Origin of the sequence: Kitasatospora sp. NPDC005856 (genome assembly GCF_040629945.1) — a bacterium.
GTDB lineage: Bacteria > Actinomycetota > Actinomycetes > Streptomycetales > Streptomycetaceae > Kitasatospora.
Genome location: NZ_JBEXWT010000038.1, coordinates 56146 through 81066 on the forward strand (window position 1 = coordinate 56146; position 24921 = coordinate 81066).

At 72.4% G+C, this 24921-nt stretch carries 19 protein-coding genes and 1 pseudogene; 9 read left to right on the forward strand and 11 right to left on the reverse strand.

Annotation, left to right across the window (positions count from 1 at the left end; all coding sequences use genetic code 11):
- Positions 1 to 24 precede the first annotated feature (24 nt).
- Positions 25 to 960, reverse strand: a complete 936-nt coding sequence (locus ABZ449_RS22955; RefSeq protein ID WP_360348813.1) for a DMT family transporter — start codon at positions 958 to 960, stop codon at positions 25 to 27.
- Between the two features lie 395 nt (positions 961 to 1355).
- Here ABZ449_RS22955 and ABZ449_RS22960 point away from each other — a divergent pair, with 395 nt between their 5' ends.
- Positions 1356 to 2606, forward strand: a complete 1251-nt coding sequence (locus ABZ449_RS22960) for a hypothetical protein (RefSeq protein ID WP_360348816.1) — start codon at positions 1356 to 1358, stop codon at positions 2604 to 2606.
- Positions 2607 to 2687: 81 nt separating this feature from the next.
- Here the strand turns inward: ABZ449_RS22960 and ABZ449_RS22965 are convergent, their stop codons facing one another.
- The 4 genes from ABZ449_RS22965 to ABZ449_RS22980 form a co-directional block, all read right to left on the reverse strand.
- Entirely contained in the window at positions 2688 to 3857 is a 1170-nt protein-coding gene (locus tag ABZ449_RS22965; protein WP_360348819.1) for a protein-L-isoaspartate O-methyltransferase, read from the reverse strand.
- Positions 3858 to 4132: 275 nt separating this feature from the next.
- Positions 4133 to 4540 carry a PIN domain-containing protein gene (locus ABZ449_RS22970; protein WP_360348822.1) on the reverse strand — a complete coding sequence of 136 codons (408 nt, stop codon included), beginning with the start codon at positions 4538 to 4540 and terminating at the stop codon, positions 4133 to 4135.
- Positions 4525 to 4776: a type II toxin-antitoxin system prevent-host-death family antitoxin gene (locus tag ABZ449_RS22975; protein WP_360348825.1), complete on the reverse strand. Its 252-nt coding sequence runs from the start codon at positions 4774 to 4776 to the stop codon at positions 4525 to 4527. The genes ABZ449_RS22970 and ABZ449_RS22975 overlap by 16 nt, the downstream gene beginning before the upstream one ends.
- A gap of 114 nt (positions 4777 to 4890) precedes the next feature.
- Positions 4891 to 5325 (reverse strand): ATP-binding protein, encoded by a 435-nt coding sequence (locus ABZ449_RS22980; RefSeq protein WP_360348828.1) that lies wholly within the window; start codon positions 5323 to 5325, stop codon positions 4891 to 4893.
- 162 nt (positions 5326 to 5487) lie between these two features.
- On the opposite strand from ABZ449_RS22980, the gene ABZ449_RS22985 reads away from it, so the two are divergent.
- From ABZ449_RS22985 to ABZ449_RS23000, 4 genes are all read left to right on the forward strand, one after another.
- On the forward strand, positions 5488 to 6300 hold the full coding sequence (locus ABZ449_RS22985) for a helix-turn-helix transcriptional regulator (RefSeq protein ID WP_360348831.1): 813 nt from the start codon (positions 5488 to 5490) through the stop codon (positions 6298 to 6300).
- Positions 6297 to 6497: a DUF397 domain-containing protein gene (locus ABZ449_RS22990; RefSeq protein WP_360348833.1), complete on the forward strand. Its 201-nt coding sequence runs from the start codon at positions 6297 to 6299 to the stop codon at positions 6495 to 6497. Before ABZ449_RS22985 ends, ABZ449_RS22990 begins: the two co-directional genes overlap by 4 nt.
- 185 nt (positions 6498 to 6682) lie before the next feature.
- Entirely contained in the window at positions 6683 to 7555 is an 873-nt protein-coding gene (locus ABZ449_RS22995; RefSeq protein ID WP_360348836.1) for a hypothetical protein, read from the forward strand.
- A 128-nt stretch (positions 7556 to 7683) separates the two neighbouring features.
- Positions 7684 to 8016, forward strand: coding sequence for a helix-turn-helix transcriptional regulator (locus ABZ449_RS23000; protein WP_360348839.1), 333 nt, complete (start codon positions 7684 to 7686; stop codon positions 8014 to 8016).
- Between the two features lie 439 nt (positions 8017 to 8455).
- Here the strand turns inward: ABZ449_RS23000 and ABZ449_RS23005 are convergent, their stop codons facing one another.
- The 4 genes from ABZ449_RS23005 to ABZ449_RS23020 all read right to left on the reverse strand — a co-directional run bounded on the left by ABZ449_RS23005 (position 8456) and on the right by ABZ449_RS23020 (position 13289).
- Complete coding sequence (locus ABZ449_RS23005) at positions 8456 to 8953, reverse strand: ATP-binding protein (protein ID WP_360348842.1); 498 nt, start codon at positions 8951 to 8953, stop codon at positions 8456 to 8458.
- A gap of 200 nt (positions 8954 to 9153) precedes the next feature.
- On the reverse strand, positions 9154 to 10383 hold the full coding sequence (locus ABZ449_RS23010; protein WP_360348845.1) for an Ig-like domain-containing protein: 1230 nt from the start codon (positions 10381 to 10383) through the stop codon (positions 9154 to 9156).
- 214 nt (positions 10384 to 10597) lie between these two features.
- Positions 10598 to 11857, reverse strand: coding sequence for an Ig-like domain-containing protein (locus tag ABZ449_RS23015; RefSeq protein WP_360348848.1), 1260 nt, complete (start codon positions 11855 to 11857; stop codon positions 10598 to 10600).
- Positions 11858 to 12053: 196 nt separating this feature from the next.
- Positions 12054 to 13289, reverse strand: a complete 1236-nt coding sequence (locus tag ABZ449_RS23020) for an Ig-like domain-containing protein (RefSeq protein WP_360348851.1) — start codon at positions 13287 to 13289, stop codon at positions 12054 to 12056.
- A gap of 192 nt (positions 13290 to 13481) precedes the next feature.
- Between ABZ449_RS23020 and glgX the strand changes: the two genes are divergently transcribed.
- Complete coding sequence (gene glgX / locus ABZ449_RS23025; RefSeq protein ID WP_360348854.1) at positions 13482 to 15659, forward strand: glycogen debranching protein GlgX; 2178 nt, start codon at positions 13482 to 13484, stop codon at positions 15657 to 15659.
- 10 nt (positions 15660 to 15669) lie between these two features.
- Here the strand turns inward: glgX and ABZ449_RS23030 are convergent, their stop codons facing one another.
- Entirely contained in the window at positions 15670 to 17097 is a 1428-nt protein-coding gene (locus ABZ449_RS23030; RefSeq protein ID WP_360348857.1) for a family 2B encapsulin nanocompartment shell protein, read from the reverse strand.
- Between the two features lie 234 nt (positions 17098 to 17331).
- On the opposite strand from ABZ449_RS23030, the gene ABZ449_RS23035 reads away from it, so the two are divergent.
- Positions 17332 to 19242 (forward strand): ABC transporter ATP-binding protein, encoded by a 1911-nt coding sequence (locus ABZ449_RS23035; RefSeq protein ID WP_360348860.1) that lies wholly within the window; start codon positions 17332 to 17334, stop codon positions 19240 to 19242.
- Positions 19239 to 21086 (forward strand): ABC transporter ATP-binding protein, encoded by a 1848-nt coding sequence (locus tag ABZ449_RS23040; protein ID WP_360348863.1) that lies wholly within the window; start codon positions 19239 to 19241, stop codon positions 21084 to 21086. Before ABZ449_RS23035 ends, ABZ449_RS23040 begins: the two co-directional genes overlap by 4 nt.
- A gap of 175 nt (positions 21087 to 21261) precedes the next feature.
- Here the strand turns inward: ABZ449_RS23040 and glgP are convergent, their stop codons facing one another.
- Positions 21262 to 23940 (reverse strand): alpha-glucan family phosphorylase, encoded by a 2679-nt coding sequence (gene glgP / locus ABZ449_RS23045; protein ID WP_360348866.1) that lies wholly within the window; start codon positions 23938 to 23940, stop codon positions 21262 to 21264.
- 753 nt (positions 23941 to 24693) lie between these two features.
- Between glgP and ABZ449_RS23050 the strand changes: the two are divergent.
- Positions 24694 to 24921 (forward strand): annotated as a pseudogene (locus tag ABZ449_RS23050) (hypothetical protein); the annotation flags it as partial.

Genomic DNA, 24921 nt, shown 5'->3' on the forward strand with positions numbered 1-24921 from the left:
GGGCCGACTTCCCGCGCACCGCTGCTACCTCCGGCCGGGCAGCGCCAGGAAGGCCAGGCCCCCGGCCAGGACGGCGAGTCCGCACCAGGAGACGGCGGGGAGGCGCTCGCCCAGGGCGGCCACGCCGAGGACGGCGGCGACGGCCGGTTCGGCGAGGGTCAGGGTGGTGGCGGTCCGGGCGGTGGTGTGCCGCAGGCCGTGGCCGAACAGCCAGTAGGCGACGAACGTGGTGACCACCGCGAGGTGCAGTACCACGCCCGCCCCGCGCGCCGAGGCGAGCCACGCCAGGTCGCCGATGAGGAGCACTGGCAGGACGATCAGCGCTCCGCCGCCGAACATCGCGCCCATCACCCCGCCCGAGGGGTGCCCGGCCGCGATCAGCCGTCCGCCGATCAGCGAGTACACGGCGTACGAGAGCCCGGAGAGCGCCGCCGACAGCACCCCCAGGGGGTCCACCGCCGTACCGCCCCCGGCGAGTCCGGGGCCCAGCACCAGGACGGCGCAGCCGAGCACGGCCAGCGCCGTGGCCCCGGCCCACCGCCCGTCCGGCCGCCCCTGCCGGGTGAGCCAGCCGAGCAGTCCGGTGAACACCGGCGCGCTGCCGAGCGCGATCACCGTCGCGACCGCCACGCCGGTACGGCTGACCGCCGGGTAGAAGGTCAGCGGGTAGCCGGCCACCGCGACGGCGCCGGCCGCGAGCAGCCACCGCTCGCGCGGCGCGCAGCGCCGGGGCAGGGTACGGGCGGTGCGGTCGGTGAGGAACAGCAGCAGCCCGCCGAGCACCAGCCCGGCGGCCCCGATCCCGGCCGCCGGGGCACCGGAGGGCGCCAGCGAACTGGCCGTCCCGGTGGTGCCCCAGAGCACGGCGGCGATCAGGATCGGCAGCGCGCCGCCGCTCGGACGGGCGCGGCGGGGAGCCGTGGGCAGGGGACAGGCAGGCGAGGACAAACGATTCGGCACAGTCGTGAACTTCCGTCGTCGAAGACCGTCGGGGAGGAGGTTTCGAGAACGGGCGCACGCCGTCAGCCCACGGCGGCCACCATCAGGCCGAGCCGGGGTCGCAGGGGATCAAGCCACCGGAGCGCGCGCCCGATCAGGCGCTGAGCGGTGGCAGCACGACGTGCCAGTACAGGTTCACGGGCCCGATGCTATCCGCCTGCGCACGAAGTCGACAGGGCCGACTTCCTGCGCGGGCGTCCCACCCGCCTCCGGGAGGTCGCCCCACCCCTCCCGGGGGCGCGTTGCTTCCCGCGTGCAACCACTGGCGGCCCAGCGCCCGGCTTTCACCCGTGGCGGACCGTCAATCAGTCCCTACGCTGAGTGTCAGCCCATCGGCTCACCGGAAGGACCCGCTCATGCGCCGCTCCCGCCTCGTGCTGCCCTTGGTCCTGGCCGTTGTGGTCGGCTCCGGCCTGGTCGCCGCCGATGTGGTGCAGGACGAGCCGTACCTGTCCGTGAGCCTGCCGGTGCTCCGCGATCCGGAAGCCCAGCAGGTCCTCCACCGCATGACGGACCCGGTGCAGGACTGGGTGGAGTCCGGGGATCCGGCGGCGGCCGGCTACGCCGGGACGGTGATCGACGCGTCGAACCGGCACGCCGACATCTACTGGAAGGGCGGGGCCCCGGCCGGGGTGCGGTCCCTGCTCGACGCGAACGCCCGCGCCGGCTACACCGTCGACGTCCACCGGAGCCCGTACTCCCGCGCGGACATGCGCGCCGCGATCGACCGGTTCACCGCCGCCGTGCCGCGCGACGCGTGGACATCGATCGGCCCGCAGGAGGACGGCGCGGCCATCGCGATCACCTACGACCCGGCGAAGGCGAAGCGGCTGACCGGCGGTGACGCGACCGTCCAGGCGTACTCCGCGCTGGCCGCCGGGATCGCCGGGATGCCGGTGACGGCCGACGTCGAGGAGACTCCGGTGGCGCTGTCCGGCAGCCGGCACTCCGACAGCGCGCCGTACTACGCGGGCGCCGAGGTGAACACCGGAAAGGCGTCGTTCTGCTCGACGGCGTTCAGCGGCTGGAAGGGCGGGACGAAGGTGGTGCTGACCGCCGCGCACTGCGGCGGCGGCCGGTACTACAACGGCGCCGGGAGCCACATCGGCGACCTGTCCTCGGTCGGCGACGGCCTGGACGTCGGCATGATCGCCGTCAACGGGACCGGCGGCGGCCGGTTCTACGACGGCGCGTGGTCGGACAGGGGCGGCTCGTCCCGGCACACGTACGGGGCCGGGCGCAACAACGTCGGGGACCTGGTCTGCCTCAGCGGCGCCCAGTCGGGGTGGACGTGCGACGTGCGGATCAAGCGGGTCGACGTGGAGACGACCAACGACGAGGGCACGAGGATCAGGCCGGTGGACGTCGCGGAGTCGAAGGGCGGCGACCGCCGGGCGATCGCCGCCAAGGGGGACAGCGGCGGCCCGGCACTGGCGAACCCGTCCGGCCCGAACGGCGACATGGAGGCCCGCGGCGTGATCGTGGCCGCGAGGTCGGAGGTCGGCTGCCCGCCCGGATCGACGGCGCACCCGACGACCTGCTACGCGCAGGTGATGTACGTCCCGATGACCCCGGTGGTGAACCGGATGGGCTTCTCGCTCTCCTGACCCGGGGGGCGAGAAGTCGGCCCGGCCGACTTCTCGCGCGGCATCGGCTTCGCGCCGTTCAGCCGGCGGATCCGGGAACAGTCACCGCGCGGCCGGGCGCAAGGGTCCGATCGGCCACCTCGGGCCGTCGTCCGGGTCGCCCTGCCAGGCCCACTGGGCGTCCGGGGCGACGGTGACGCCGTAGTCATAGAGATCGGGGCGGCCGAGCTCCTCCCACTGGGACCAGGCGGCCATGAGTTCGTCACCGATGCGGCGCGGGCCGCCCTGCGACAGCAGCGGCCCGCCAGTCGCGTCCGGACGGATCTCGGCCCACGAACGGTCACCGTCGTGGACCAGGGCGGCCGGCCGCTCCCCGCCCCGGTCGGTGAACAGCACGGCGTCCGGGACGGCGACGCGCAACGCGAACCTGAGGTGCCAGTCCGCCAGGCCTGCCGGGTCGCGGTCCAGTACCCGGCAGGCCTCGGGTTCGGCATCGCCGCGCACCTGCGCGTACGCGGCGGGCCCGGTGCTCGGCTGAGCCGGACCGTGTCGGTCGCCCATGAACTGGGCCAGGCCGTGGACCCAGCCGTGCGCGGCGGCGCCGTCGTCGGCGACGGTGAGGGCGACATACCCCAGCCGGCCCCAAGGGCAGACGATCCGTCCGCCCGGACGCACCGCCTCCACCCAGGACCAGGGGACGGTCTCGACGGCGTAGGTGGCGTGGAGGCGGTCGACTCGACCGCCTCCCGGCACCCCGCCACCGGTGCCGTCGCCTGCCGCTGCCTGGACGTCGAGCCCGGCATCCGCGAGCCGGGCTCGGGCGAGCGCGGCCAGGTGCTCGTCGACCTCGGTGGTGACCACCAGGCCGGGCCCGGCCCGCCAGGCGGCCAGCGCCGCCGTCCAGCCCTGGCCGGTGCCGACGTCCCACACCCGGTGCCCCGGCTCCACCCTGAGGCTGTCCAGCATGTCCGCCACCACGGACGGCGCGGACAGCGACGACGACGGACGGCCATCGGTGAGCTGAGTGACGGCCGACGCGTCGACGCCGACGTACAGCTCGGAGGCCCACCCGTCCGGATCGTCGGCGCGGTCGAGCGGTAGGTAGGCCCAGCCGTCCCACCGCCACAGCCGGTCCGGCGCGAACCGGTCGCGCGGCACAGCGGCGAAGGCCTCGCGCAGCCACGGCGAGTCGGCCGGCCACGCCCCGCGCCGCTCCATCTCCGCGTCCAGGCGTGCCCGGTGCCCGGCCAGGCCGCCGTCGTCGCTCGCCATCACTTCTTGTGCTTCCCGTTGCCCGGCGGCGGAACTGCGACCTTGCTATCGCTGTTGTTCGGCGGCGGAGTCCCCTGGCTCGGGTCCTGCGGCTGCTTCGAGTGCTCTCCCATGCTGTTCTCCTGGCGATGAGACGGATACAACCGGTTGCGATTCTGGCGCCGCACCGCATTCGACGTCGACCGGCGTGCGGTAGCGGGCAGGGGCGCGTGCATGGGAAGCCGACGTGCCCTGAAGCGCGAGAAGTCGGCCCACCCGACTTCTCGCGCATCCCCTCAGGTGGAAGGACCGAGCGTGATTGCTTGGACGCCGGGCAGGTCTGCGAATCCGGCGGAAGCGTCCGTGGTGACCAGCACCCGGGCGGTGGCCACTGCGGTCGCTGCGATGATCAGATCGTGAGTGCCGCGCGGCTTGCCCTGCTTGCGGGCGTGCGCCATCAACCTCGCGTGGATTCGTGCGGTTTCCGGCGTGTAGTCCTCCACTGGAACGACCGCGAGGACCGCGTCCACGAAGTTCAGCCGCCGAAGCCGACGGGCGTCGTCGGCCAACTCCACGCCGAGATGCAGTTCGGCTGCGGTGATCGCGGCAATGGCCACGTCATCGCCGGGATCGAACAGCCCACCGGGTCCGTTCCGTTCCGCGCGAATCAGAACACCGGTGTCGAGAATCAGTCGGCGGGCCACTCAGCCACCTTGTCGTCGAGCAGGGCGCGAGCGGATGCCACATCCGCCGCAAAGTCCTCGTCCGGCCCGAACCGCCGGAGAACGTCATTCAGCGCGGCTCCGTTGCCCGAGGGCGCGGGCCCGATCACGGCGATCCGCCGGCCACCTCGGGTGACGATGATCGTCTCGCCGTGCTCCGCCGAGTCCAGCACGGCGGCGAAGCTTCTCGAAGCCTCTGTTGCAGTCATCAGCCTCATGGAATCAGATTATCTGAGACAGGGCCCGGAGGCGAGGGGACAGGGAGTTCGACACCCAGGGAGCACGGGAAGTCGGCGGGGCCGACTTCTCGCGCAGGACCCGGGCGGGCGGGCTCAGGCGTGGGGGTCGAGCGGGGCGGGGAGGGCGAGTTCGCACCAGACGGTCTTGCCGATGTGTCCCTCGCCACGGGGGTGGGCGCCCCAGGAGGTGGCGAGGGAGGCGACGAGTTCGAGCCCCCGGCCGGACTCGTCCTCAGGGGTGGCGTGGCGGAGAGAGGGGAGCTTGGAGTTCGCGTCGGAGACCTCGATGCGGAGCACGGAGGGAGTGGGGAGCAGGACGCGCACGCCGATCATCCGGTCGCGCGGGCCACGGGCGTGGCGGCAGGCGTTGGTGACGAGTTCGCTGAGCAGGATCAGGGCGGTCTCGGCGGAGTCGACGGGCACCTCCCACTCGAAGGCCTGCCGGATGAAGCGGATGCGGGCACGGCCGGCGCTGCGGGGGAGGCGGGGGAACATCCACTCGACGAGGTCGACGGGCTGAGTGAGCATCAGAGTCCTTGGGGGGCGTACGGACGGCTTCACTCGCAAGAGCTGAGTTCGGCCACTTCACCCTTCAAGCGTCGACAGGCGGGCATAGCCTCAGGAGTAACCACGTAAGTACAGCCAGAGCTTTGACCGCCCAGCGACCAGGGCAGGAAGGGGTGCGGGGCCGTGAGCACGCCGAAGCAGAACCCGATGTCGTGGAGGTACTGCGGCGATCAGGTCAAGCGCTGGCGCACTCTCGCGGGCGTGAGCCGGGAACAGCTGAGCCAGGCTGCCCACTACGACATCGAGAGCGTGCGCTCGATGGAGGCGGGAAGGCGGAAGCCGACGCTCCAACTGCTCCAGGCGGCTGATGAGTTGTGCAACGCGAAGGGGATGCTGCTGGGGGCGGCGACCTTCATGACGCCGGAGAAGTTTTCGTCATACTCGCGGGAATACACAGAGGCCGAGCGTGAGGCGATCACGTTCCACGCCTACTCGGCCCTGCTGATCCCAGGCCTGCTTCAGACAGAGGAGTACGCCCGCGAGACAATCAGCAACTCGTACCCGCCACTGGACGACGAGACGGTTGCCGCCCGCGTGACCGGCCGGATGCAACGGCAGGAGCGGCTACGCAGCCGCCCAACCGTCTTTCACGGCTTCGTGATCCACGAAGCCGCACTCAGGGCAACCGTCGGCGCCAAGGACCTCATGAAACGGCAGCTCAATCACCTGCTCGATGTCGGCGAACTCCGCAACGTATCCATCCAGGCGCTGCCACTCGATCGGGCCGCCTACGCCGCACTCAACGGCCCGATGATCCTGCTGGAAACCCCGGACCATGAACAACTCGCCTATGTCGAGGGGCAGGGCACAGGGATCCTGCACGGCGAGCCTGAGCGAGTGAACCTCCTTGCGCAACGCCATGGAATGATCCGCACACAGGCCCTCAGCATTGAGGAGTCGAAGTCCTTCATCAGGCGGATGGCGGAAGAGCTATGAGCACCATGCTTCAGTGGTTCAAGTCCAGTTACAGCACGACGGACGGCGGAGAGTGCGTCGAAGTCGCCTCCTGCCCCTCCGCCATCCACGTCCGGGACTCCAAGGACAAGGCCGGCCCGACCCTCACCTTCTCCCCCGAGGCCTGGTCCGCCTTCGTCTCCTTCGCCTCCGAAGCTCAAGCCACACAGACCGAGTGACCCTCAATGGAACGGGTGGGCAACCACCTTCCAACCACCCCTGTGCGCAGCAGATATGACTTATCGTCATGACTTCTCCACAGGCGGTTTCCCCCTGTAGCGTGCGCAGCAACGAAACAACCCCCGCCGGTGCTACCAACACCGAACGGGGGTCTGACCGGCACGATCGAAAGAGACTCGATCCTGTGGCTACCCACGACTCTACCGCCATGGCCGCCCCCGGGTACGGCAAGCAGTCCGCCCCGGAGCAACTCCCCCGCTCCGCCAGGGACTTCGCCCACCTACCGGCGCGCGAGGCGTACCTCGCCTCGCTCATCGACCATCTCCCCGACGGCGCCGCCATGGACGTCAAGACGCTCGCCGCCCTCCAGCCCCACTACGGGCAGATGGCGTGCCGCACCGCCCTCAACAGGCTCTCCACCGCAGGTCACCTGCGTCGCGTCCGGGAGCGCATCGACTCCAAGGACTGCCGCTGGGTGTTCCACACCTACTTCTCCCGCACGCCCCGCTCCGACGCCTGGTGGACGCGCCTCCTCATGACCGGCGAGGCGTCAACGCCCTCCGCACCCGATCCCCCCGACGAGCGAACGCGCAACCGCACGCCCCTCCCCTCGGCCGCCTATGCCGCCCTCGCCGGCCTCGGCCTCGCCGACCCCCGTCTCGCCCTCTCCGCCGCCGACTGTGCCGCGCTCGAACCGCTCGCCGCCGAATGGTTCACCCGGGGCACCACCCCGGCCCTCTTCACCGCCGCCCTCACCGGCGGCCTCCCGCCGGACGTCCACAGCCCGGCCGCCTTCACCCGCCGCCGCCTGCTCGACAAGCTGCCCCCGGAACGCCACCCACAGCCACCACAGGCCGCCCGCGTCATCGAGTGCACCGCCTGCCGCACCCCCTGCCGTACCCAGGCCCTCCTCGGCGGCCTCTGCCGCACCTGCCGCGACGGCACCCCCATCACCCCGTCGCCCCGCCGGCACCTCCCTCCCGCCGCTGTACACGCCCACGCCGCCCGCGTCCGCGACACCCTCCGAAGTCACAACAACCCCGCACACATCCGTTGACACATGGCGGGAGCGCGCCGGTCGAACGGCAGCAGACCTTCCACGAGGGCGCGGACGGATCGACGTCGGCGTGCAAGGAGCCCGCCGGGCGACGTCCACGGTCGAATCAACGGGAGGGGAGGAAGAGCATGGCACCCCCACTGCATGACCCACTCGGCATCGACCCGGACGACCCCCACACCGCAGCAGGCCCGGAAGACGCCGAGGCCTACGCCGCGCTGGTGGAGACGCTCGTCGCGGCCCGGAAGAAGTGCGGCCTCACACAGCGCGATGTCGCCAAGCTCATGGGAACGACCCGGTCGACGATCTCGGCCTTCGAGCGGGTGGGCGGCGACGCCCGCTACTCCACTCTTCAGCGCTACGCACGGGCGGTCGGCGCCCGGCTCCACGGCCTGGTCGGCCACACCGGCCCGGCGAACCGTTCCGGGGCACCGGCCTCCGGCAGGGGCTCCTCGAACTGATCGGCGCCGCCGTCCTCCATCCCTGCCTCCGGGAGTCGCTGCGCGACCCCTGGGCGGCGGCCCGGCAGGTACGGCTCCCTGGATCATGAATATTCACAGGCTTCGGCGTGAACCTATGCGGAATCCAAAGGTGAACTAGGTAACACACCTTGCATTCCAAGTCACCTGGTTTGCCCGCATGCTGAGATCCATGCGATAGTCGAGATAGCCCAACGGCGGGCGACACAGCACGCCGCCCTGGGCCGATGACTTCGGCGGGCCCGACCTGGCACTGCCGACGCCCATCGCCCGGCACGCACCCCCTTGGCCGGCGCGATGACTTGCAGGGGCCCCCATCCGCCGGACCACGGCGAATCCGGGGGCCCTGCGCGTTTTCCGGGGACAGCCGTCCCGGGGAAGCGTTTCCCCTCCGGAGGTCCGAGGCCGGAGGCCCGGGACCTCAGCCCCGCTCCCGCACCTTCAGCTCGAACCAGACGCCCTTGCCCCGCGGCAGCAGGTCCGCGCCCCAGCGGTCGGCCAGGTCGTCGACCACCTTCAGCCCCCGCCCGCGCTCGTTCACCGGCTTGGCCTCGGCGAGGATCATGCAGGGCAGCGCCCGGGAGGAGTCGCGGACCTCGATCCGGAGCCAGCCGGGCTTGCGGCTGACGTGCAGGCCGATGGTGCGCCCGGCCGCGTGCCGCACCGCGTTGGCCACCAGCTCGCTGGTGAGCAGTTCCCCGACCTCCAGGTGCTGGTGGAGCTCCCAGTTCTCCAGGACGGAGAGCACCAGTCTGCGGGCCACCGGGCCCGACTCCGACCTGGACGGCAGCCGCACCTCGTTGGGCGCGGACTGGTCGCACAGTCTGCCGGAGTACAGCTCCTCCAACTCCGCGGAGGTGAGCCGCTCCAACGCCGAGAGCCCGCCGCCCTGGACGTCGATCCACGAGAACTCGGCCACCGCGCCGGCCCCGGGAACCGATGACTGATCTGCTTCGCCCCAACCCGCCATGCGGACCATCATTGCGGAACGCAAGCAGCCGCGTACGGACAATGAGCAAACGATCTCCCCGAGTCGGCATATGCCGGAAGCAAGAAGGGGTCGCCCCGGGCCGACTTCCGTCAATCCCGGGTTGACCCCTCCGCCGCTTCAGCAGCCGGTCACCAGGTGCTCCACGGCACGTTCCAACCGCTCAGCCCGTTCGCCGGGTCGAGGGTCTCCGTCCTGGTCGAGTTCTTCACGACCATGATGTCGCCGACCAGCGAGCCGTCGTAGAACTTGCCCATCGAGGTGCCGGAGCCACCGCCCTTGACGTCCTTGAGGCCCACGCAGCCGTGGCTGACGTTGTCCTCGCCGAAGACGTCGCTCCAGTAGTTGCCGTGCACGTACGTCCCGGACTCGGTCAGCCGCATCGAGTGCGGGACCTGGAGGTCGTACGGCGCACCGGTCATCCCGGGCAGGGTGCTGGACTGCATCCGCACCACGCCCTCCTTGGACATGACCACCATCGTCCCGTTCCAGGTGGGGTGTTCGGGTGAGCCGGAGGTGATGTCGATCTCGCTCGTCTGACCGCCCGATACGACCGTCATCTTGTGCGTCGCGGCGTCAACCGTCGAAATCTGGGACCGCCCGATCGTGAAGGGCTCGTCCCGGTCCCCGCCGTACACCCCCGGGGCGATCTCGACGCTCTTGAGCCGGTAGTGCACGGTCACCTTGGTGCCCGGTGCCCAGTACTGCTCCGGGCGGAAGTCCAGTCGGCGGTCGCCGAACCAGTGGCCCTTCACCACGGTGCCGTTGCTGGTCTCGAAGGCGATGCCCTTGGCGACCTCGTCCTTGTTCTTGACGTCCTTGCTGAAGTTCACCGAGACGATCATGCCGACGCCGTAGGTGGCGTCGTTCTCCACGTTGTCCGAGGCCTTGGCGAGCGCCGTCGGGGTCAGCGTGCTGAAGCTGCTGTCCGCGGTGGCGACCGCGCCGTCGGCGTCCGCGGCCATCGCGCTGACCTGGTAGGCGGTGCCCACCTCCAGGCCGGCCGTGGGCACCCAGGAGGCGCCGTCGGCGGAGATGGTGCCGGGGACCTCCTTGCCGGTCCGGTCGCTCACCTTGACGGTGGTGAGCCTGCCCCCGGTCGCGCCGACCTTGAGCGCGTTGGGCGCCACGTCCACCGAGCCGGCCTTGGGCTCGATGCTCACGGCGGCCTTGGAGACCTTCGGCACCGCGCTGGTGGGCACCGCCGCCGAGGGCTTGGCGTCGGCCGCGCCGGCCGCCAGATCGGCCTTGGCCGCGCTGCTGCCGCCCCCGTTGCCCCCGCCACCCCCGCCGCAGGCGGCCGTCAGCGCCATCGCCCCGCCGACCAGACCGACCGCCACCACTCTGCGTATCGACCTCAACGTCGATTCCCTCCCTCAGAAGATCCGAGAAACTCCCCGTGGACCCGACGGACCCGACCGGTTATACGCACCCGGCCACCGGAAAGGTTGCGCCATGCATGGGGCTCGCCGCCCCGGAAACCGCGGCGGCCCGCCCCCAACGGGTGAGGATCGGGCCGCGCGACGAAGGACTCGCCGGAGGGCCCGGATAGCCGGGCCCTCCGCCGGGTAGGGCCTACCAGTTGGCCCAGTCCACGTTCCAGCCGCCCAGCCCGTTGGAGGGCGCGACGGTCTTCTCCTTGGTGTTCACGATCTTGATCGGGTCGCCGATCATCGAGTCGTTGAAGAACTTGCCCGCGACCGAGCTGTCGCTGCCGCCCTTGACGTCCTGCATCGACACGCAGCCGTGGCTGGCGTTGGTCTTGCCGAACGGGCTGGCCCAGTAGTTGCCGTGCACGAAGGTGCCGGAGGTGGTCAGCCGCATCGCGTGCGGCACGTCCTGGATGTCGTACTCGCCGCCGAGACCGACGGTCTGCGAGTTCATCCGGGTGACCTTCTCCTTGGACATGACCACCATCGTCCCGCCCCAGGACGGCGTGGCGTCCGCGCCCAGGGTGACCGGCAGGGTGGCGCTCTGGCCGTCCCGCTCGACGGTCATCTGGTGCGACTTGGCGTCCGCGGTGGAGATCATCGAGCGGCCGATGGTGAACGGCTCGTCCTTGTCCACGTCGCCGTAGATGCCCGGGGCGACCTCGACGTTCTTCAGCCGGTACTTGACGGTCACCTTGGTGCCCGGCGCCCAGTACTTCTCCGGACGGAAGTCCACCCGGCGGTCACCGAACCAGTGGCCCTTGACCACGGTGCCGTTGCTGGACTCGATGCTGATGCCCTTGAGGACGGCGTCCTTGTTCTTGACGTCCTTGTTGAAGTTCACCGAGACGATCATGCCGACGCCGTAGGTGGCGCCGTCGCTGATGTTGTCGTTGGTGGAGATCTTCTTCTCCGGCGTCAGCGTGGTGAACGAGGTGGTGGACGCCGCCACCAGGCCCTCGCCGTCCTTGGCCTGGGCGTTCACCTTGTACGCCATGCCGACGGCCAGCGCCCCCGAGGGCTTCCAGCCGGTGCCGTCCGGGGTGATCGCGCCCTCGACCGGCTTCCCGTCCTTGTCGGTCACCTCGACCGTGGTGAGCTTGCCGTTGGAGACGGCCACCTGGAGCCCGTTCGGCGGGACGTCCAGGGCGCCGTCCTTCGGCTCGACGGCGAGCACCGCCGCCGAGGGCTTCGGCGTGGCCGCCCCGCCCCCGTCCGCCGCGGCCGGAGCCGAGGCCGCGCCGCCGGCCGCCGAACCGCCCGAACCGTCCGAACCGCTGCCCTTGTCGTCGTTGCAGGCGGCGGTGAGCAGCAGCACCCCGCCCATGACCAGCGCCATCGCACCTCTGCGCCCGTAGCGGTTGGTGGTGCGTATCGCTGCGCCGGCCGTCTTACCCGTCTTCACGGTTTCTCCCCTCCCGGTCTTCACTCACTTGACGCGTTGAGTGCCCCCATGAGTTGCACTGTCCGACCGATCTTTCCGGCCGGACCCCGGACGCGCCGGAGCAGGATAACTAAGCCTTCCGAGTGAAAGCTGAGAGGAGTCGGGTTGACGGCATGTGAAGCAGTGGTAAAGGCGGACGGAACGGGCGCAAGTACCCTTACGGCACCTGCCGCAGCGCGCTCCCGGCCACCCACTGGTCCCACGGCACGTTCCAGCCGTTGAGCCCGTTCTGCGGCGGCACGAAGTCCCCGGACGAGGCCTTCACCTCCAGCACGTCCCCCGGGATGGTGTGCTCGAACAGCCAGCCCGCCGGGGAGTCCTTGCTCGTCCCGCCCTTCGCGTCGGCCAGCCCGATGCAGCCGTGGCTGGTGTTGGCGGCGCCGAACACCCTCGGGTCGGCCCAGTAGTTGCCGTGCACGAAGGTGCCGGAGGTGGTGAGCCGCATCGCGTGCGGGACGTCCTTGATGTCGTACTCGTCGCCCATGCCGACGGTCTGCGAGTTCATCCGGGTCACCTTGTACTTCTCCGACACCACCATCACCCCGCGGTAGGTGGAGTGGTCACGGCTGCCGCCGGAGACCTTGAGCACCCGGACCACCTTGCCGCCCTGGCCGGCCCGGACGGTCAGGGTGTGGGCGTCCAGGTCGACGGTGGAGACCTGCGCCCGGCCGATGGTGAAGTGCAGCTCCCGGCTCTGGGTGCCGTACTCCCCCGGCGCGCCCTGCACGTCCTTGAGCCGCAGCGCCACCGTGACCCTGGTGCCGGCCGCCCAGTACTGCTGCGGCCGGACGTCCAGCCGCTGACCGCCGAACCAGTGCGCGGCCACCGGCACCGGCGGGTCGGCCGTCACCTGCACGGCCCGCTCCACCGCCGCCCGGTCGGTGATCGGACGGCTGAAGCGCAGCGAGACCGGCATCCCGACGCCGACCGTGGAGCCGTCCTCCGGGGTGAAGAAGGCCACGAAGGTGTGCGTCGGGGGGACGGTCGTGAACGCCGAGTGCTGGGCCGCCTTCTGGCCCTGGTCGTCCTCGGCGACGGCGTCCACGGTGAAGGCCGTCCCGAGCGGCAGCGGCCCGTCCGGCACCCACCCGCTCCCGTCCGGCCCGATCGTGCCCGGTACCTCGACGCCCTTCCCGTCCGCCAGCCGCACGGACACCAGCCGCCCCTGCGCCACACCCACCCGGACGGCCCCCTCCGGCTGCACGTCCTGCGCCCCGTCGGCCGGCTGCACGGAGAGCACCGCCCGCGACGGCACCGCGGGCACCGCCCGCCCACCCCCCGCGACCGCGTCCCCGTCCGGCGGAACCGGCGGCCCACCGCACCCCGCCAGGACGGCCAGGCAGCAGACCACCGCCGCCGCGCCCCGCGCCCACACCCGTCCTCGGCGCCGCATCCCGGGGCCCTCCCACTGTTCACCGTCCGACGCCCGGAACAACGAGCCCCCTCCCGCCGAAGACACGCCACCCCACCCTCCCGGGAGCCGCCCTCCCGGGAGCCCGGACCCCACCACCGCTTCCACCCCGCACAATCCGGGAAAGGAAAGGTGAACGGACCCGGAACACCCCACCCAGGGAGGCCCCCCGCCATGGCGTCGGACCAGGAGCTGACCCCCGGCAGCCCGCACCCCCTGGGCGCCCGCTTCCGCACCGGCCGCCAAGGCCCCGGCACCAACTTCGCGCTCTGGGCGGCCGGCGCCGAGGCCGTCGAACTGTGCCTGTTCGACGAGGACGGCCGGGAGAGCCGGCACCACCTCACCGAGCAGGACGTCCAGGTCTGGCACGGCTTCCTCCCCGGCGTGCGCCCCGGCACCCGCTACGGCTTCCGCGTGCACGGCCGCTGGGACCCGTGGACCGGCGCCCGCTGGAACCCGGCCAAGCTGCTGCTCGACCCGTACGCCCGGGCCGTCGACGGCTGTTACACCTCGCACGACGCCGCCTGCTCCGCCGTCCGCAACTGGCCCGAGGCGGACGTCGCCGACACCGTCCGGGACAACCGCGACTCCGCGCCGTACGTCCCCAGGTCCGTGGTCGTCCACGACGAGGACGACTGGTCCGACGACCGCCGCCCGAAGACCCCGTGGTCCGAGACGGTGCTCTACGAACTGCACGTGCGCGGCTTCACCATGCGCCACCCCGGCGTCCCGCCGGAGCTGCGCGGCACCTACGCCGGCCTCGCCCACCCCGCCGCCCTCGCCCACCTCACCCGCCTCGGGGTGACGGCCGTCGAGCTGCTCCCGGTGCACCAGCACGCCAGCGAGGACCACCTGCAGGCCCGCGGACTGGTCAACTACTGGGGCTACAACACGGTCGGCTACTTCGCCCCGCACGCCGGCTACTCCGCCTCCGGCTCCCGCGGCGGCCAGGTCGGCGAGTTCAAGCGGATGGTCCGCGCCCTGCACGCCGCCGGGATCGAGGTGATCCTGGACGTGGTGTTCAACCACACCGCCGAGGGCGGCGCACTCGGCCCGGCGCTCTCGCTGCGCGGCATCGACAACGCCGCCTACTACCGCCTCCCGCCCAACCGCCCGCGCGGCTACGCCGACTACACCGGCTGCGGCAACACCCTGGACACCCGCCGCCCCCAGGTGATCCGGCTGATCACCGACTCGCTGCGCTACTGGGTCGCCGAGATGGGCGTGGACGGCTTCCGCTTCGACCTGGCCGCCGCACTGGCCCGCGGCGGCCCGAACGGCGGCGACGCCGTCGACATGGAGCACCCCTTCCTCGCCGCCGTCGCCCAGGATCCCCTGCTCCGCCGGGTGAAGCTGATCGCCGAGCCCTGGGACGTGGGCCCGGGCGGCTACCAGGTCGGCGGCTTCCCCCCGCTGTGGGCCGAGTGGAACGACAAGTACCGCGACACCGTACGGGACTTCTGGCGCGGCGCCCGCCCGGACGTGCGCGAGCTCGGCTACCGCCTCTCCGGCTCCTCCGACCTCTACCAGCGGGCCGGCCGCCGCCCGGGCGCCTCGGTCAACTACGTGACGGCGCACGACGGTTTCACCCTGCGCGACCTGGTCTCCTACGACCGCAAGCACAACGAGGCCAACGGCGAGGACAACCGGGACGGCACCGACGACAACCGCTCCTGGAACCACGGCGCCGAGGGCGAGAGCACCGACCCGGCGGTCGGCTCCCTGCGGATGCGCCAGCTGCGCAACCTGACCGCCACCCTGCTGCTCTCCGCCGGCGTCCCGATGATCACCGCCGGGGACGAACTGGGCCGCACCCAGGGCGGCAACAACAACGCCTACTGCCAGGACAACGAGGTCGGCTGGCTGGACTGGTCGCTGCTGGAGCAGCCCGGGTGGCAGCAGCTGTGCGAGCTCACCGCCCGGCTGGTCGGCCTGCGCCGGGCCCACCCGGTGCTGCGCCGGCGGGCGTTCTTCTCGGGCCGCGCCACCACCCCCGGCGGCCGGCCCGACCTCGTCTGGTTCACCGCGCGGGGCACCGAGATGACCGAGGCCGACTGGTTCGCGCCGACCGCCTGCCTCGGCATGCTGCTCTCCGGCACCGCGCTGTCCGAACGGGACGAGGCCGGGCTGCCGCTCGGCGACGACGGCTTCCTGCTGCTGCTCAACGCGGGCCACGAACCGGTGGTGTTCACCCTGCCCGGAGAGCCCTGGGCGGCGCCGACGGCCGGGTGGCGGACGGTGGTCGACACCGCCGTGGGCCCGGGCGGACCGGACCCGGACGAACCGGATCCGCGCGGCACCGTCGTCCTGGGCGGGCGCTCGCTGCGGCTGCTGTGCGCGCCCGCCGCCTGAACGGCCGGGCTCAGCCGCGGGCGTGCCCGAGCTCGACGTTCTCCAGCACGCCGATCGCGTCCGGCACCAGCACCGCCGCCGAGTAGTAGGTGCTGACCAGGTAGGAGGCGATCGCCTTCTCGTCGATGCCCATGAACCGGACGTTCAGACCCGGCTCCACCTCGTCCGGGATGCCGATCTGGGTGATGCCGACCACGCCCTGGTTGTCCTCGCCGGCGCGCATCGCGATGAACGCGGTGGTCTGCTGGTCGGACACCGGGATCTTGTTGCACGGGAAGATCGGCACCCCGCGCCAGGTCGGCCGCTGCTTGCCGAGGACGACGGCGGTGGCCGGGTAGACGCCGGCCCGGTTGCACTCCCGCTCGAAGGCCGCGATCGCCCGCGGGTGGGCGAACAGGTAGTCGGTGTCGCGGCGCATGCTCAGCAGCTCGTCCAGGTCGTCCGGGGTGGGCGCCCCGGTGCGGGTCTGGATCCGCTGGTCGAAGTCGGCGTTGTTGAGCAGGCCGAACTCCGGGTTGTTGATGATCTCGTGCTCCTGCCGCTCCCGCAGCGCCTCGATGGTCAGCCGCAGCTGCTCCTCGGTCTGGTTCATCGGCTGGTTGTAGAGGTCCGCGACCCGGGTGTGCACCTTGAGCACGGTCTGCGCGACGCTCAGCTCGTACTCGCGCGGCTTCAGTTCGTAGTCGACGAAGGCGCCGGGCAGCTCGTACTCGCCCCGGTGGCCGGCCGAGAGGTCGATCTCGGCCTCGCCGTGCTCGTTCTGCGCCTGCGCGACGTCGGCGGCGAAGCCCAGCAGCTGCTCGCGCAGCGACTCCGAGCGGCCGATCAGCTCCTGGAGCACCGGCCAGGGCAGCGCCATCGCGACCCCGGAGGTGCTCGCCTTCACGGTGTACGGCCAGGTGCCGCCGCCCTCGGTGATCGCCTCGTCGCCGAGGTGGTCGCCGTCGGCGAGCGAACCGAGCACCGTCTGGTCGCCGTACTTGCCGGTGCCGATCCGGTCCACCTTGCCGTGCGCGATCAGGAACACCTCCTCGATCGGCGCCCCCTCCTGCACCAGCACCTCGCCCTGCGCGAAGTCCCGCTGCACGAACCGGCGGGCCATCTCGGCCAGCACCTCCTCGTCCTCGAAACCGCGCAGCGCCGGCACCTCGGCCAGCGAGGGGGCGATCACCGTCACCGCGGAGCCGGTCTTCGTGAAGCTCACCCGGCCCTGTCCGGGGGCGAAGCTCAGCCGCCGGTTGACCCGGTAGGTGCCCGCGCTGACCTGCACCCACGGCAGCATCTTCAGCAGCCAGCGGGAGGTGATCTCCTGCATCTGCGGCTTCGACTTGGTCGTCGTCGCCAGGTTCCGCGCCGCGGTCGTGCTGAGGCTGAGCTGGGCCCGTACCTGCACGATTGCGGAGCCGGGCCCGGGGGTGGGTTCGGTTTCGACCGTCATGTGTGCACTCCTGTCACTCGCGCGTCAAAGGGCATCCGTCAGGAGATGTCATCGGCCGGTCGGCAGGGCGCTCGCAAGAGGCGCACGGCGCATTCCTCCCCACACGAACGACAGTGCGCGCCCCCTCCTTCGCGCGCGCCCCGCCCGTTCGGGTGGCCGGTTCTCGCCGGGCGCCGACGACAGGGGCGAAAAACCGGATGAGAAGTGACGGCCTCTCTGCCTACCCTCACCGCGATGGCCGAGAACAGGCAGGACCCCGAGAACCCGCCCCGGACGAGCCCCCGATCCGACGGGCCGGAGGGCACCGGCAGAACCGACGAACCCGACGCGGCCGCCCCGGCCGGGTCCGGGCCGCGGCGCTCCGCGGTCCGCTCCCTGCTGCGCCTGTGGCCGTACGCCCGCGCCGTCCGCGGCCGGCTGGCCGTCTCGGTGACGGCCGCCACGCTCGCCATGCTCAGCACCCTCGCCGTCCCGGTGGTCCTCGGCCGGATCGTGGACGGCCCGCTCGCCGAGCGCGACCTGGACGGCCTCTGGCCCCTGGTCGGCCTGCTGCTGCTCCTCGGCCTGGTCGAGTCCGCGCTGTTCTACACCCGCCGGGTGGTGCTGGCCCGCCCGCTGGCCGGGCTGGAGACGGCGATGCGCGGGGACCTCTTCGCCAAGCTCCAGCGGCTGCCGGTCTCCTTCCACGACCGCTGGGGCTCCGGCCAGCTGCTCTCCCGGGCCACCGCCGACATGTACACCATGCGGCTGTTCCTGGCCTTCCCGCTGGTCTTCCTGATCGTCAACTCGGTGATGTTCCTGGCCGGCGCGGTGCTGATGTTCACCCAGGACTGGCGGCTCGCCCTGATCACCCTGGCCCCGGTCGTCCCGCTGTTCGTGGCCACCCGGCGGTTCGAGCGCGGCTACTCCGGCGCCACCCGGCTCGCCCAGGACCAGAACGGTGACCTCGCCACCGTGGTCGAGGAGTCCGTCCTCGGCATCCGCGTCCTCAAGGCCTTCGGCCGTCACCGCTCGATGGCCGAACGCTTCCGCGTCCAGTCCCAGGAGCTGCGCCGCACCGAGCTGCGCAAGGCGCACCTGCTCGCCAACCTCTGGGCGATCACCGTCGGCCTGCCGGAGGTCGCGCTGGGCTGCGCCCTCGCCGTCGGCGCCTACCTGGTGGCCCACGACGGGCTGAGCGCCGGCACCCTGGTCGCCTTCCTCTCCACCGCGCTCGCGCTGCGCTGGCCGATCGAATCGCTCGGCTGGCTGCTCGCCTACGGCAACGACGCCGCCACCGCCACCGACCGCTTCTTCGAGGTGCTGGACGAGCCGGAGGCCCCCGGGACGGACACCCCGGCCCCGGGCACCGCCACCGGCCCCGGCGCCCGGGACGGCATCCGCTTCACCGGCGTCCGCTTCCGCTACCCCGACGCCCCCGAGGACGGCCCCGACCTGCTGGCCGGCATCGACCTGCACGTCCGCAGCGGCGAGACGATGGCCCTGGTCGGCGCCACCGGCAGCGGCAAGACCACGCTCACCGCCCTGCTCCCCCGGCTGTACGAGGCCACCGCCGGCACCATCACGCTGGACGGCCGGGACATCCGCGAGCTGCCCCCGCGGCAGCTGCGCGAACTCGTCGCGGTCGCCTTCGAGGAGCCCACGCTGTTCTCCGCCACCGTCCGGGAGAACGTCCTGATGGGCGCCCCGGGCGCCGGCGAGGAACAGCTGCGCACCGCCCTCGCCACCGCCCAGGCCGGCTTCGTCGAGAAGCTCCCGCAGGGCGCGGACACCGAGGTCGGAGAGCAGGGCCTGAGCCTGTCCGGCGGCCAGCGCCAGCGCCTCGCGCTGGCCCGCGCGGTGGTCGGCGACCCGGACTTCCTGGTGCTGGACGACCCGCTCTCCGCCCTGGACGTGCACACCGAGGCCCTGGTCGAGCGGGCCCTGCGCGAGGTGCTCGGCACCACCACCGCCCTGGTGGTCGCCCACCGCCCCAGCACCGTGCTGCTCGCCGACCGGGTCGCGGTGCTGGCGGACGGCCGGATCGCGGCCGTCGGCACCCACCAGGAGCTGCTGCGCGACTGCGCGCACTACCGGGAACTGATGTCGGGCGAGGCCGCCCCGGTGCCCGAGGGCGCCCTCGTGTCGAAAGGAGGGCGCGCATGACCACCACCGCCGAACCCGTGCGGACCGGACCCGCCGCGCCGGCCGAGGAGGAACTGCCCCCGCCGCCCGTCGACGAGGAGGACATCCCCGTCCCGCCGGGCGCGCCCGGGGCACTGCTGCGCTCGCTGCTCGGCCCGCACCGGGCCCGGATCACCGTCGCGATGGTGATCATCCTGGTCCAGCAGGCGGCGCTCCAGTCCGGGCCGCTGCTGGTCGCGGTGGCGATGGACCGCGGCATCCCGGCCCTGCGCGAGCACGACTCCGGCCCGCTGATCGCGGTGGTCGCGGCCTACCTGTCCTGCTCGCTGCTCAGCCCGGTGCTGCAGTGGGCGTTCATCAAGATCAGCGCCCGGGTCAACCAGGACATCCTGCTGGAGCTGCGCGGCCGGATCTTCCGGCACGCCCAGCGGCTCGGCCTGGACTTCCACGAGCGCTACACCTCGGGCCGGATCATCTCCCGCGCCACCAGTGACGTCGACGCGCTGCGCGAGCTGCTCTCCGAGGGTCTCCAGGAGCTGCTGACGGTCTTCCTGTCGGTCTGCTACATCTCGGTGCTGCTGCTGGCGCTGGACTGGCGGCTCGGCCTGGTCTCACTGGCGGCCTTCCTGCCGCTGGCCCTGGTCGCCCGCTCCTTCCGCAGCCGCTCGCGGCGGGTCTACCGGCGCTCGCGCACCTCGGCCGCCTCGCTGATCGTCCGTTTCACCGAGACCATGAACGGCATCCGTCCGGTGCAGGCCTTCCGCCGCGAGAAGGCCAACGACGCCGCCTTCGCCGCGGTCAACCAGCAGTCCGCGACCGCGACGGCGGACGGCCTGCTGGAGATCGCCCGCTACGTCGGCCTCTCCCGCGCCACCGCCAACGTGTGGACCACCGGTGTGGTGCTGCTCGGCGGCTACCTGGTCGTGGACGACGCGCTGGAGCTGGGCGTGCTCACCGCCTTCGCGCTCTACCTGCGCCGGCTCTTCGACCCGATCGACCAGCTGGCGATGTTCCTGAACAGCTACCAGTCGGCCGCGGCCGCCCTGGAGAAGATCGCCGGCCTGCTCGCCCACGAGCCGACCGTCGCCGAGCCCACCGAGCCCGTCGAGCTGCCCCGGGCCGACGGCAAGGGCCGGTCCGTGGCCTTCGAGGGCACCCGCTTCGCCTACCGCACCGGCAAGGAGGTGCTGCCGGCCTTCGACCTGCTGGTCCCGGCCGGGCAGACGGTGGCGGTGGTCGGCGCGACCGGCGCGGGCAAGTCGACGCTCGCCAAGCTGCTGGCCCGCTTCCACGACCCGACCGACGGCCGGATCCGGCTGGACGGCGTGGACCTGCGCGACCTGGCCGCCCCCGAGCTGCGGCGCGGGGTGGTGATGGTGACCCAGGAGTCCTTCCTGTTCTCCGGCACCGTCGCCGAGAACATCGCGCTCGGCCGCCCCGGCGCCACCCGCGAGGAGGTCGAACAGGCCGCCCGCGACATCGGCGCGTACGAGTTCGTCGCCGCCCTGCCGGACGGCTTCGACACCGACGTGCGCAAGCGCGGCGGCCGGATCTCGGCCGGCCAGCGCCAGCTGGTGGCCTTCGCCCGCGCCCTGCTGGCCGACCCGGCGGTGCTGATCCTGGACGAGGCGACCAGCTCGCTGGACGTCCCCGGGGAGCAGGCCGTGCAGCGGGCGATGCGCACCGTGCTGGCCGGCCGGACGGCGGTGATCATCGCCCACCGGCTCTCCACCGTGGAGATCGCCGACCGCGTCCTGGTGATGGATCAGGGCCGGATCGTGGAAGATGGCTCCCCACAGGAGCTGATCGACGGCTCCGGCCGCTTCGCCGCCCTCCACCGGGCCTGGCGGGACAGCCTGGTCTAGAGTCCCGCTCCGGGCCTCCGGGCCCCATGAATGTGCCCGTCCGGGTGCGCCGTCACGCACCCGGCCGGGCCACCCCACTTCCCGACCGTGCCTACGGCCGCGGCCTCGGCCGCGGTTCACGGCCGCCGCGGGCGGCTGCCGTCCTCGCCGGGACGCACGGCAGCCGCCGGCGGGGTCAGCGCAGCAGCCCGGCGTCCATCCCGGCCGACTCGGCCGGCAGGGCGACCAGCCCCAGCTCGGCCGGCGAGGCCAGCCGGGGGTGCGCGGGCAGCACCCGGACGGTGTAGCCGAACGGGCCGGTCCGGCACAGCTCCAGCGAGCCCTCGTAGCGGGTGCGGCCGTCCAGGTCGGGCCCGCCGACCGGCTTGAGGGCGAGCAGGCAGGCGTCCGAGATCCGGTCCCGTTCGTCCACCCGGCCGGAGACCACCTGCACCTCGACGTCGCCCGGCTCCAGCGTCCCGAGCGCGACCTGCACCCGCAGCGCCAGCGAACTGCCCAGTTCCTGCGCCTCGGCCGGGCAGTCCGCCTCGACGTGCTCGACCCGGACGGCCGGCCACGCCTCCCGGACCTTCGCCTTCCAGGCCGCCAGCTCGCACGCGCCCGTGAACCGCCCGGTCGGGTGCTGTCCCGCCAGCTCCCGCTGGGCCTGCGCCGCCGGGGCGTACAGCCGTTCGACGTACTCCCGGACCATCCGCCCGGCCAGCACCTTGGGCCCGAGGGTGACCAGGGTGTGCCGGACCATGGCGATCCACTGCTGCGGCAGCCCGTCGGCGTCCCGGTCGTAGAACCGGGCGGCGACCTGGTTCTCGATCAGGTCGTAGAGCGCGGCCGCCTCGATGTCGTCGCGCCGCTCGGCCTCGCCGCTGTCCGGGTCGAGCACCCCGCCGCTCTCGTCGGCGGTGGGGATCGCCCAGCCGTTGCGGCCGTCGAACCACTCGTCCCACCAGCCGTCCAGGACGGACAGGTTGAGGCAGCCGTTGAGCGCGGCCTTCATCCCGGAGGTGCCGCAGGCCTCCAGCGGGCGCAGCGGGTTGTTCAGCCAGACGTCGCAGCCCGGGTAGAGCCGCTGGGCCATCGCCATGTCGTAGTCCGGCAGGAAGACGAGCCGGTGCCGAACCGCCGGGTCGTCGGCGAAGGCGACCATCTGCTGGATCAGCCGCTTGCCGCCGTCGTCGGCCGGGTGGGCCTTGCCGGCGACGACGATCTGCACCGGCCGGGTGGGGTGCAGCAGCAGCGCGCGCAGCCGCTGCGGGTCGCGCAGCATCAGGGTGAGCCGCTTGTACGAGGGCACCCGGCGGGCGAAGCCGATGGTGAGCACATCGGGGTCGAGCACCGAGGAGACCCAGCCGAGCTCGGCCGCGCCGGCCCCGCGCCGGCGCCAGGAGGCGTGCAGCCGGCGGCGGGCCTCCTCCACCAGCTGGGCCCGCAGGGTGCGCCGCAGCTCCCAGACCTCGGTGTTGCCGATCCTCTCCAGCGCGCTCCAGCACCCGGTCTCGCCGGTGGTCATCGCCTCCTCGGCGCGCTCGGCGCCGAGTTCGGCGGCGCCGAGCCGGACCACCGCCGGGTCGATCCAGGTGGCGGCGTGCACGCCGTTGGTGACGGAGGTGATCGGCACCTCGGCGGGGTCGAAGCCCGGCCACAGGCCGTTGAACATCGAGCGGCTGACCTCGCCGTGCAGGGTGGAGACCCCGTTGGCGCGCTGGGCCAGCCGCAGGCCCATGGCGGCCATGTTGAAGAGCTTCGGGTCCCCGTCGTGCCAGCTCTCCGCGCCGAGCGCGAGCACCTGGTCGACCGGGACGCCCGGTAGCGCGGCGTCGCCGCCGAAGTGGCGGGCGACCAGCTCGCGGTCGAAGCGGTCGATGCCGGCCGGGACGGGCGTGTGGGTGGTGAAGAGGGTGCCGGCCCGGACGGCCTCCAGGGCGGCGGCGAAGTCGAGGCCGCTCCGGCCGTCGGCGATCAGTTCGCGGATGCGTTCCACGCCGAGGAAGCCGGCGTGGCCCTCGTTGGTGTGGAAGACGTCGGGGGCGGGGTGCCCGGTGAGCCGGCAGTAGGTGCGCACCGCCCGGACGCCGCCGATGCCCAGCAGCATCTCCTGGAGCAGCCGGTGCTCGCTGCCGCCGCCGTACAGCCGGTCGGTGACGTCCCGCTCGGCGGGCGAGTTGGCCTCGATGTCGGAGTCGAGCAGCAGCAGCGGGACCCGCCCGACCTGGGCCTTCCAGATGTGGGCGGCCAGGGTGCGGCCGCCGGGCAGGGCGAGGTCGACCCGGCCGGGGGTGCCGTCGGCCTCCCGCAGCAGGCTGACCGCGAGTTCGTCAGGATCGAGCAGCGGATAGCGCTCCTGCTGCCAGCCGTCCCGGCTCAGGGACTGGCGGAAGTAGCCGTGCCGGTAGAACAGGCCGACGCCGATGACCGGCACGCCGAGGTCGCTGGCGGCCTTGAGGTGGTCGCCGGCCAGGATGCCGAGCCCGCCGGAGTACTGGGGCAGTGCGGCGGCGATGCCGTACTCGGGCGAGAAGTAGGCGATCGCGGCGGGCAGCGGGGCGGCGTCGGACTGCTGTCGGTTCTGGTACCAGCGGGGGCCGGTGAGGTACTCGCGCAGGTCGTCGGCGAGGTCGCCGAGTCTGCGCAGGAAGCGCCGGTCGGTGGCGAGCGCGGCCAGTCGGGCGGCCGGGACCTCCCCGAGCAGCCGTACCGGGTCCTCACCGGTCGCGGCCCAGACCTCCGGGTCCACGGACCGGAAGAGGTCCCTGGTCTCGGGATGCCAGGACCAGCGCAGGTTGAGGGCCAGCTCGTGCAACGGCTGGAGTTGTTCGGGCAGGACGGTGCGGACGGTGAATCTGCGGATTGCCTTCACGGCGTGAAGCGTAGCCGCGGCGGTCGGCCGGACAGTGCGTCAAGTGGGCTATTGGGCATCCGTTCGGGCTATTGATGAGATCGCATTCGGCGCATTGGGCTGCACGGGGGGCGCGCGAGGCGCACATTCCGGGGGTCCGCGCTACCAATACGTGAACTCTTCGGTACGGCTCCATTTCCGATGGCTCGTCCACTCGGGAGAAGGCCCGAAACTACTGTCGTACCGCTGCAAAAACCTCGCCCCCGGTGCGAGGATGACCGAAGGTCGTTGATGCTGTGGGGAGTGCGACGACGGGTGGCGTCCCCCGCGAAGCAGCACGTCCGAATCCTTTTCGCGTTGGCCGTTCCCGCCCTTCTTAGCCCATTCGGCGATCACCTCGCACGGACGCGTGTCCTCGCGCCCGGCCCGCTCGTTCACGGGTGGACCGGGGCGGCCGGGGACGTGCCCCGCGGAGGCGTGCGCCGGGACGCACACGGGCTCCGGGGCGTCCCACCACCGGCCCGGCGGGCGCCGGGCAGGTTGCCGGGAACAGCGGCGCGGGCAGGCTCCGGTCGCACGTCCTCCCCACCCAGCAGTCCTCCGGTACTCCCCCGGCCCGACCCCGGCCCGCGGGGAGCTGCCGCCGATCTCGGGCAGGAGCTTGGCATGCACGGCGACACGCGGGACCAGTCCACACCGGTGGCCGAAGGCCTCGACGCAGCGGTCGCGGAATCCGCCGGACGGATGGATTCTGACACTCGGACAGATCCGGCGATGCCGGCGCCGAGGGCGTCCGGGGCGGTCGGTGGCGGATCCTCCGAAGCCCAGCCCTCCACGGCACGGCCCTCCACGACCCGACACCCCGGGGCGGCGGAGGACCGGACCGCGGCGCCCCGCCGGCGCACCACCACGCGCCGCACCACCGCCACCGGGTCGGCCACCACCCCGCAGGCCGGCACCGGGGCCGATCCCGCGCCGCGCCGGACGTCCCCCGCCAAGGCG

Coding starts and splice junctions, on each gene's coding strand:
- ABZ449_RS22960 (WP_360348816.1), top strand. CDS start 1,356: ATGCGCCGCTCCCGCCTCGTGCTGCCCTTGGTCCTGGCCGTTGTGGTC.
- ABZ449_RS22965 (WP_360348819.1), bottom strand. CDS start 3,857: ATGGCGAGCGACGACGGCGGCCTGGCCGGGCACCGGGCACGCCTGGAC.
- ABZ449_RS22975 (WP_360348825.1), bottom strand. CDS start 4,776: ATGAGGCTGATGACTGCAACAGAGGCTTCGAGAAGCTTCGCCGCCGTG.
- ABZ449_RS22980 (WP_360348828.1), bottom strand. CDS start 5,325: ATGCTCACTCAGCCCGTCGACCTCGTCGAGTGGATGTTCCCCCGCCTC.
- ABZ449_RS22990 (WP_360348833.1), top strand. CDS start 6,297: ATGAGCACCATGCTTCAGTGGTTCAAGTCCAGTTACAGCACGACGGAC.
- ABZ449_RS23000 (WP_360348839.1), top strand. CDS start 7,684: ATGGCACCCCCACTGCATGACCCACTCGGCATCGACCCGGACGACCCC.
- ABZ449_RS23020 (WP_360348851.1), bottom strand. CDS start 13,289: ATGCGGCGCCGAGGACGGGTGTGGGCGCGGGGCGCGGCGGCGGTGGTC.
- glgX (WP_360348854.1), top strand. CDS start 13,482: ATGGCGTCGGACCAGGAGCTGACCCCCGGCAGCCCGCACCCCCTGGGC.
- ABZ449_RS23030 (WP_360348857.1), bottom strand. CDS start 17,097: ATGACGGTCGAAACCGAACCCACCCCCGGGCCCGGCTCCGCAATCGTG.
- ABZ449_RS23035 (WP_360348860.1), top strand. CDS start 17,332: ATGGCCGAGAACAGGCAGGACCCCGAGAACCCGCCCCGGACGAGCCCC.
- ABZ449_RS23040 (WP_360348863.1), top strand. CDS start 19,239: ATGACCACCACCGCCGAACCCGTGCGGACCGGACCCGCCGCGCCGGCC.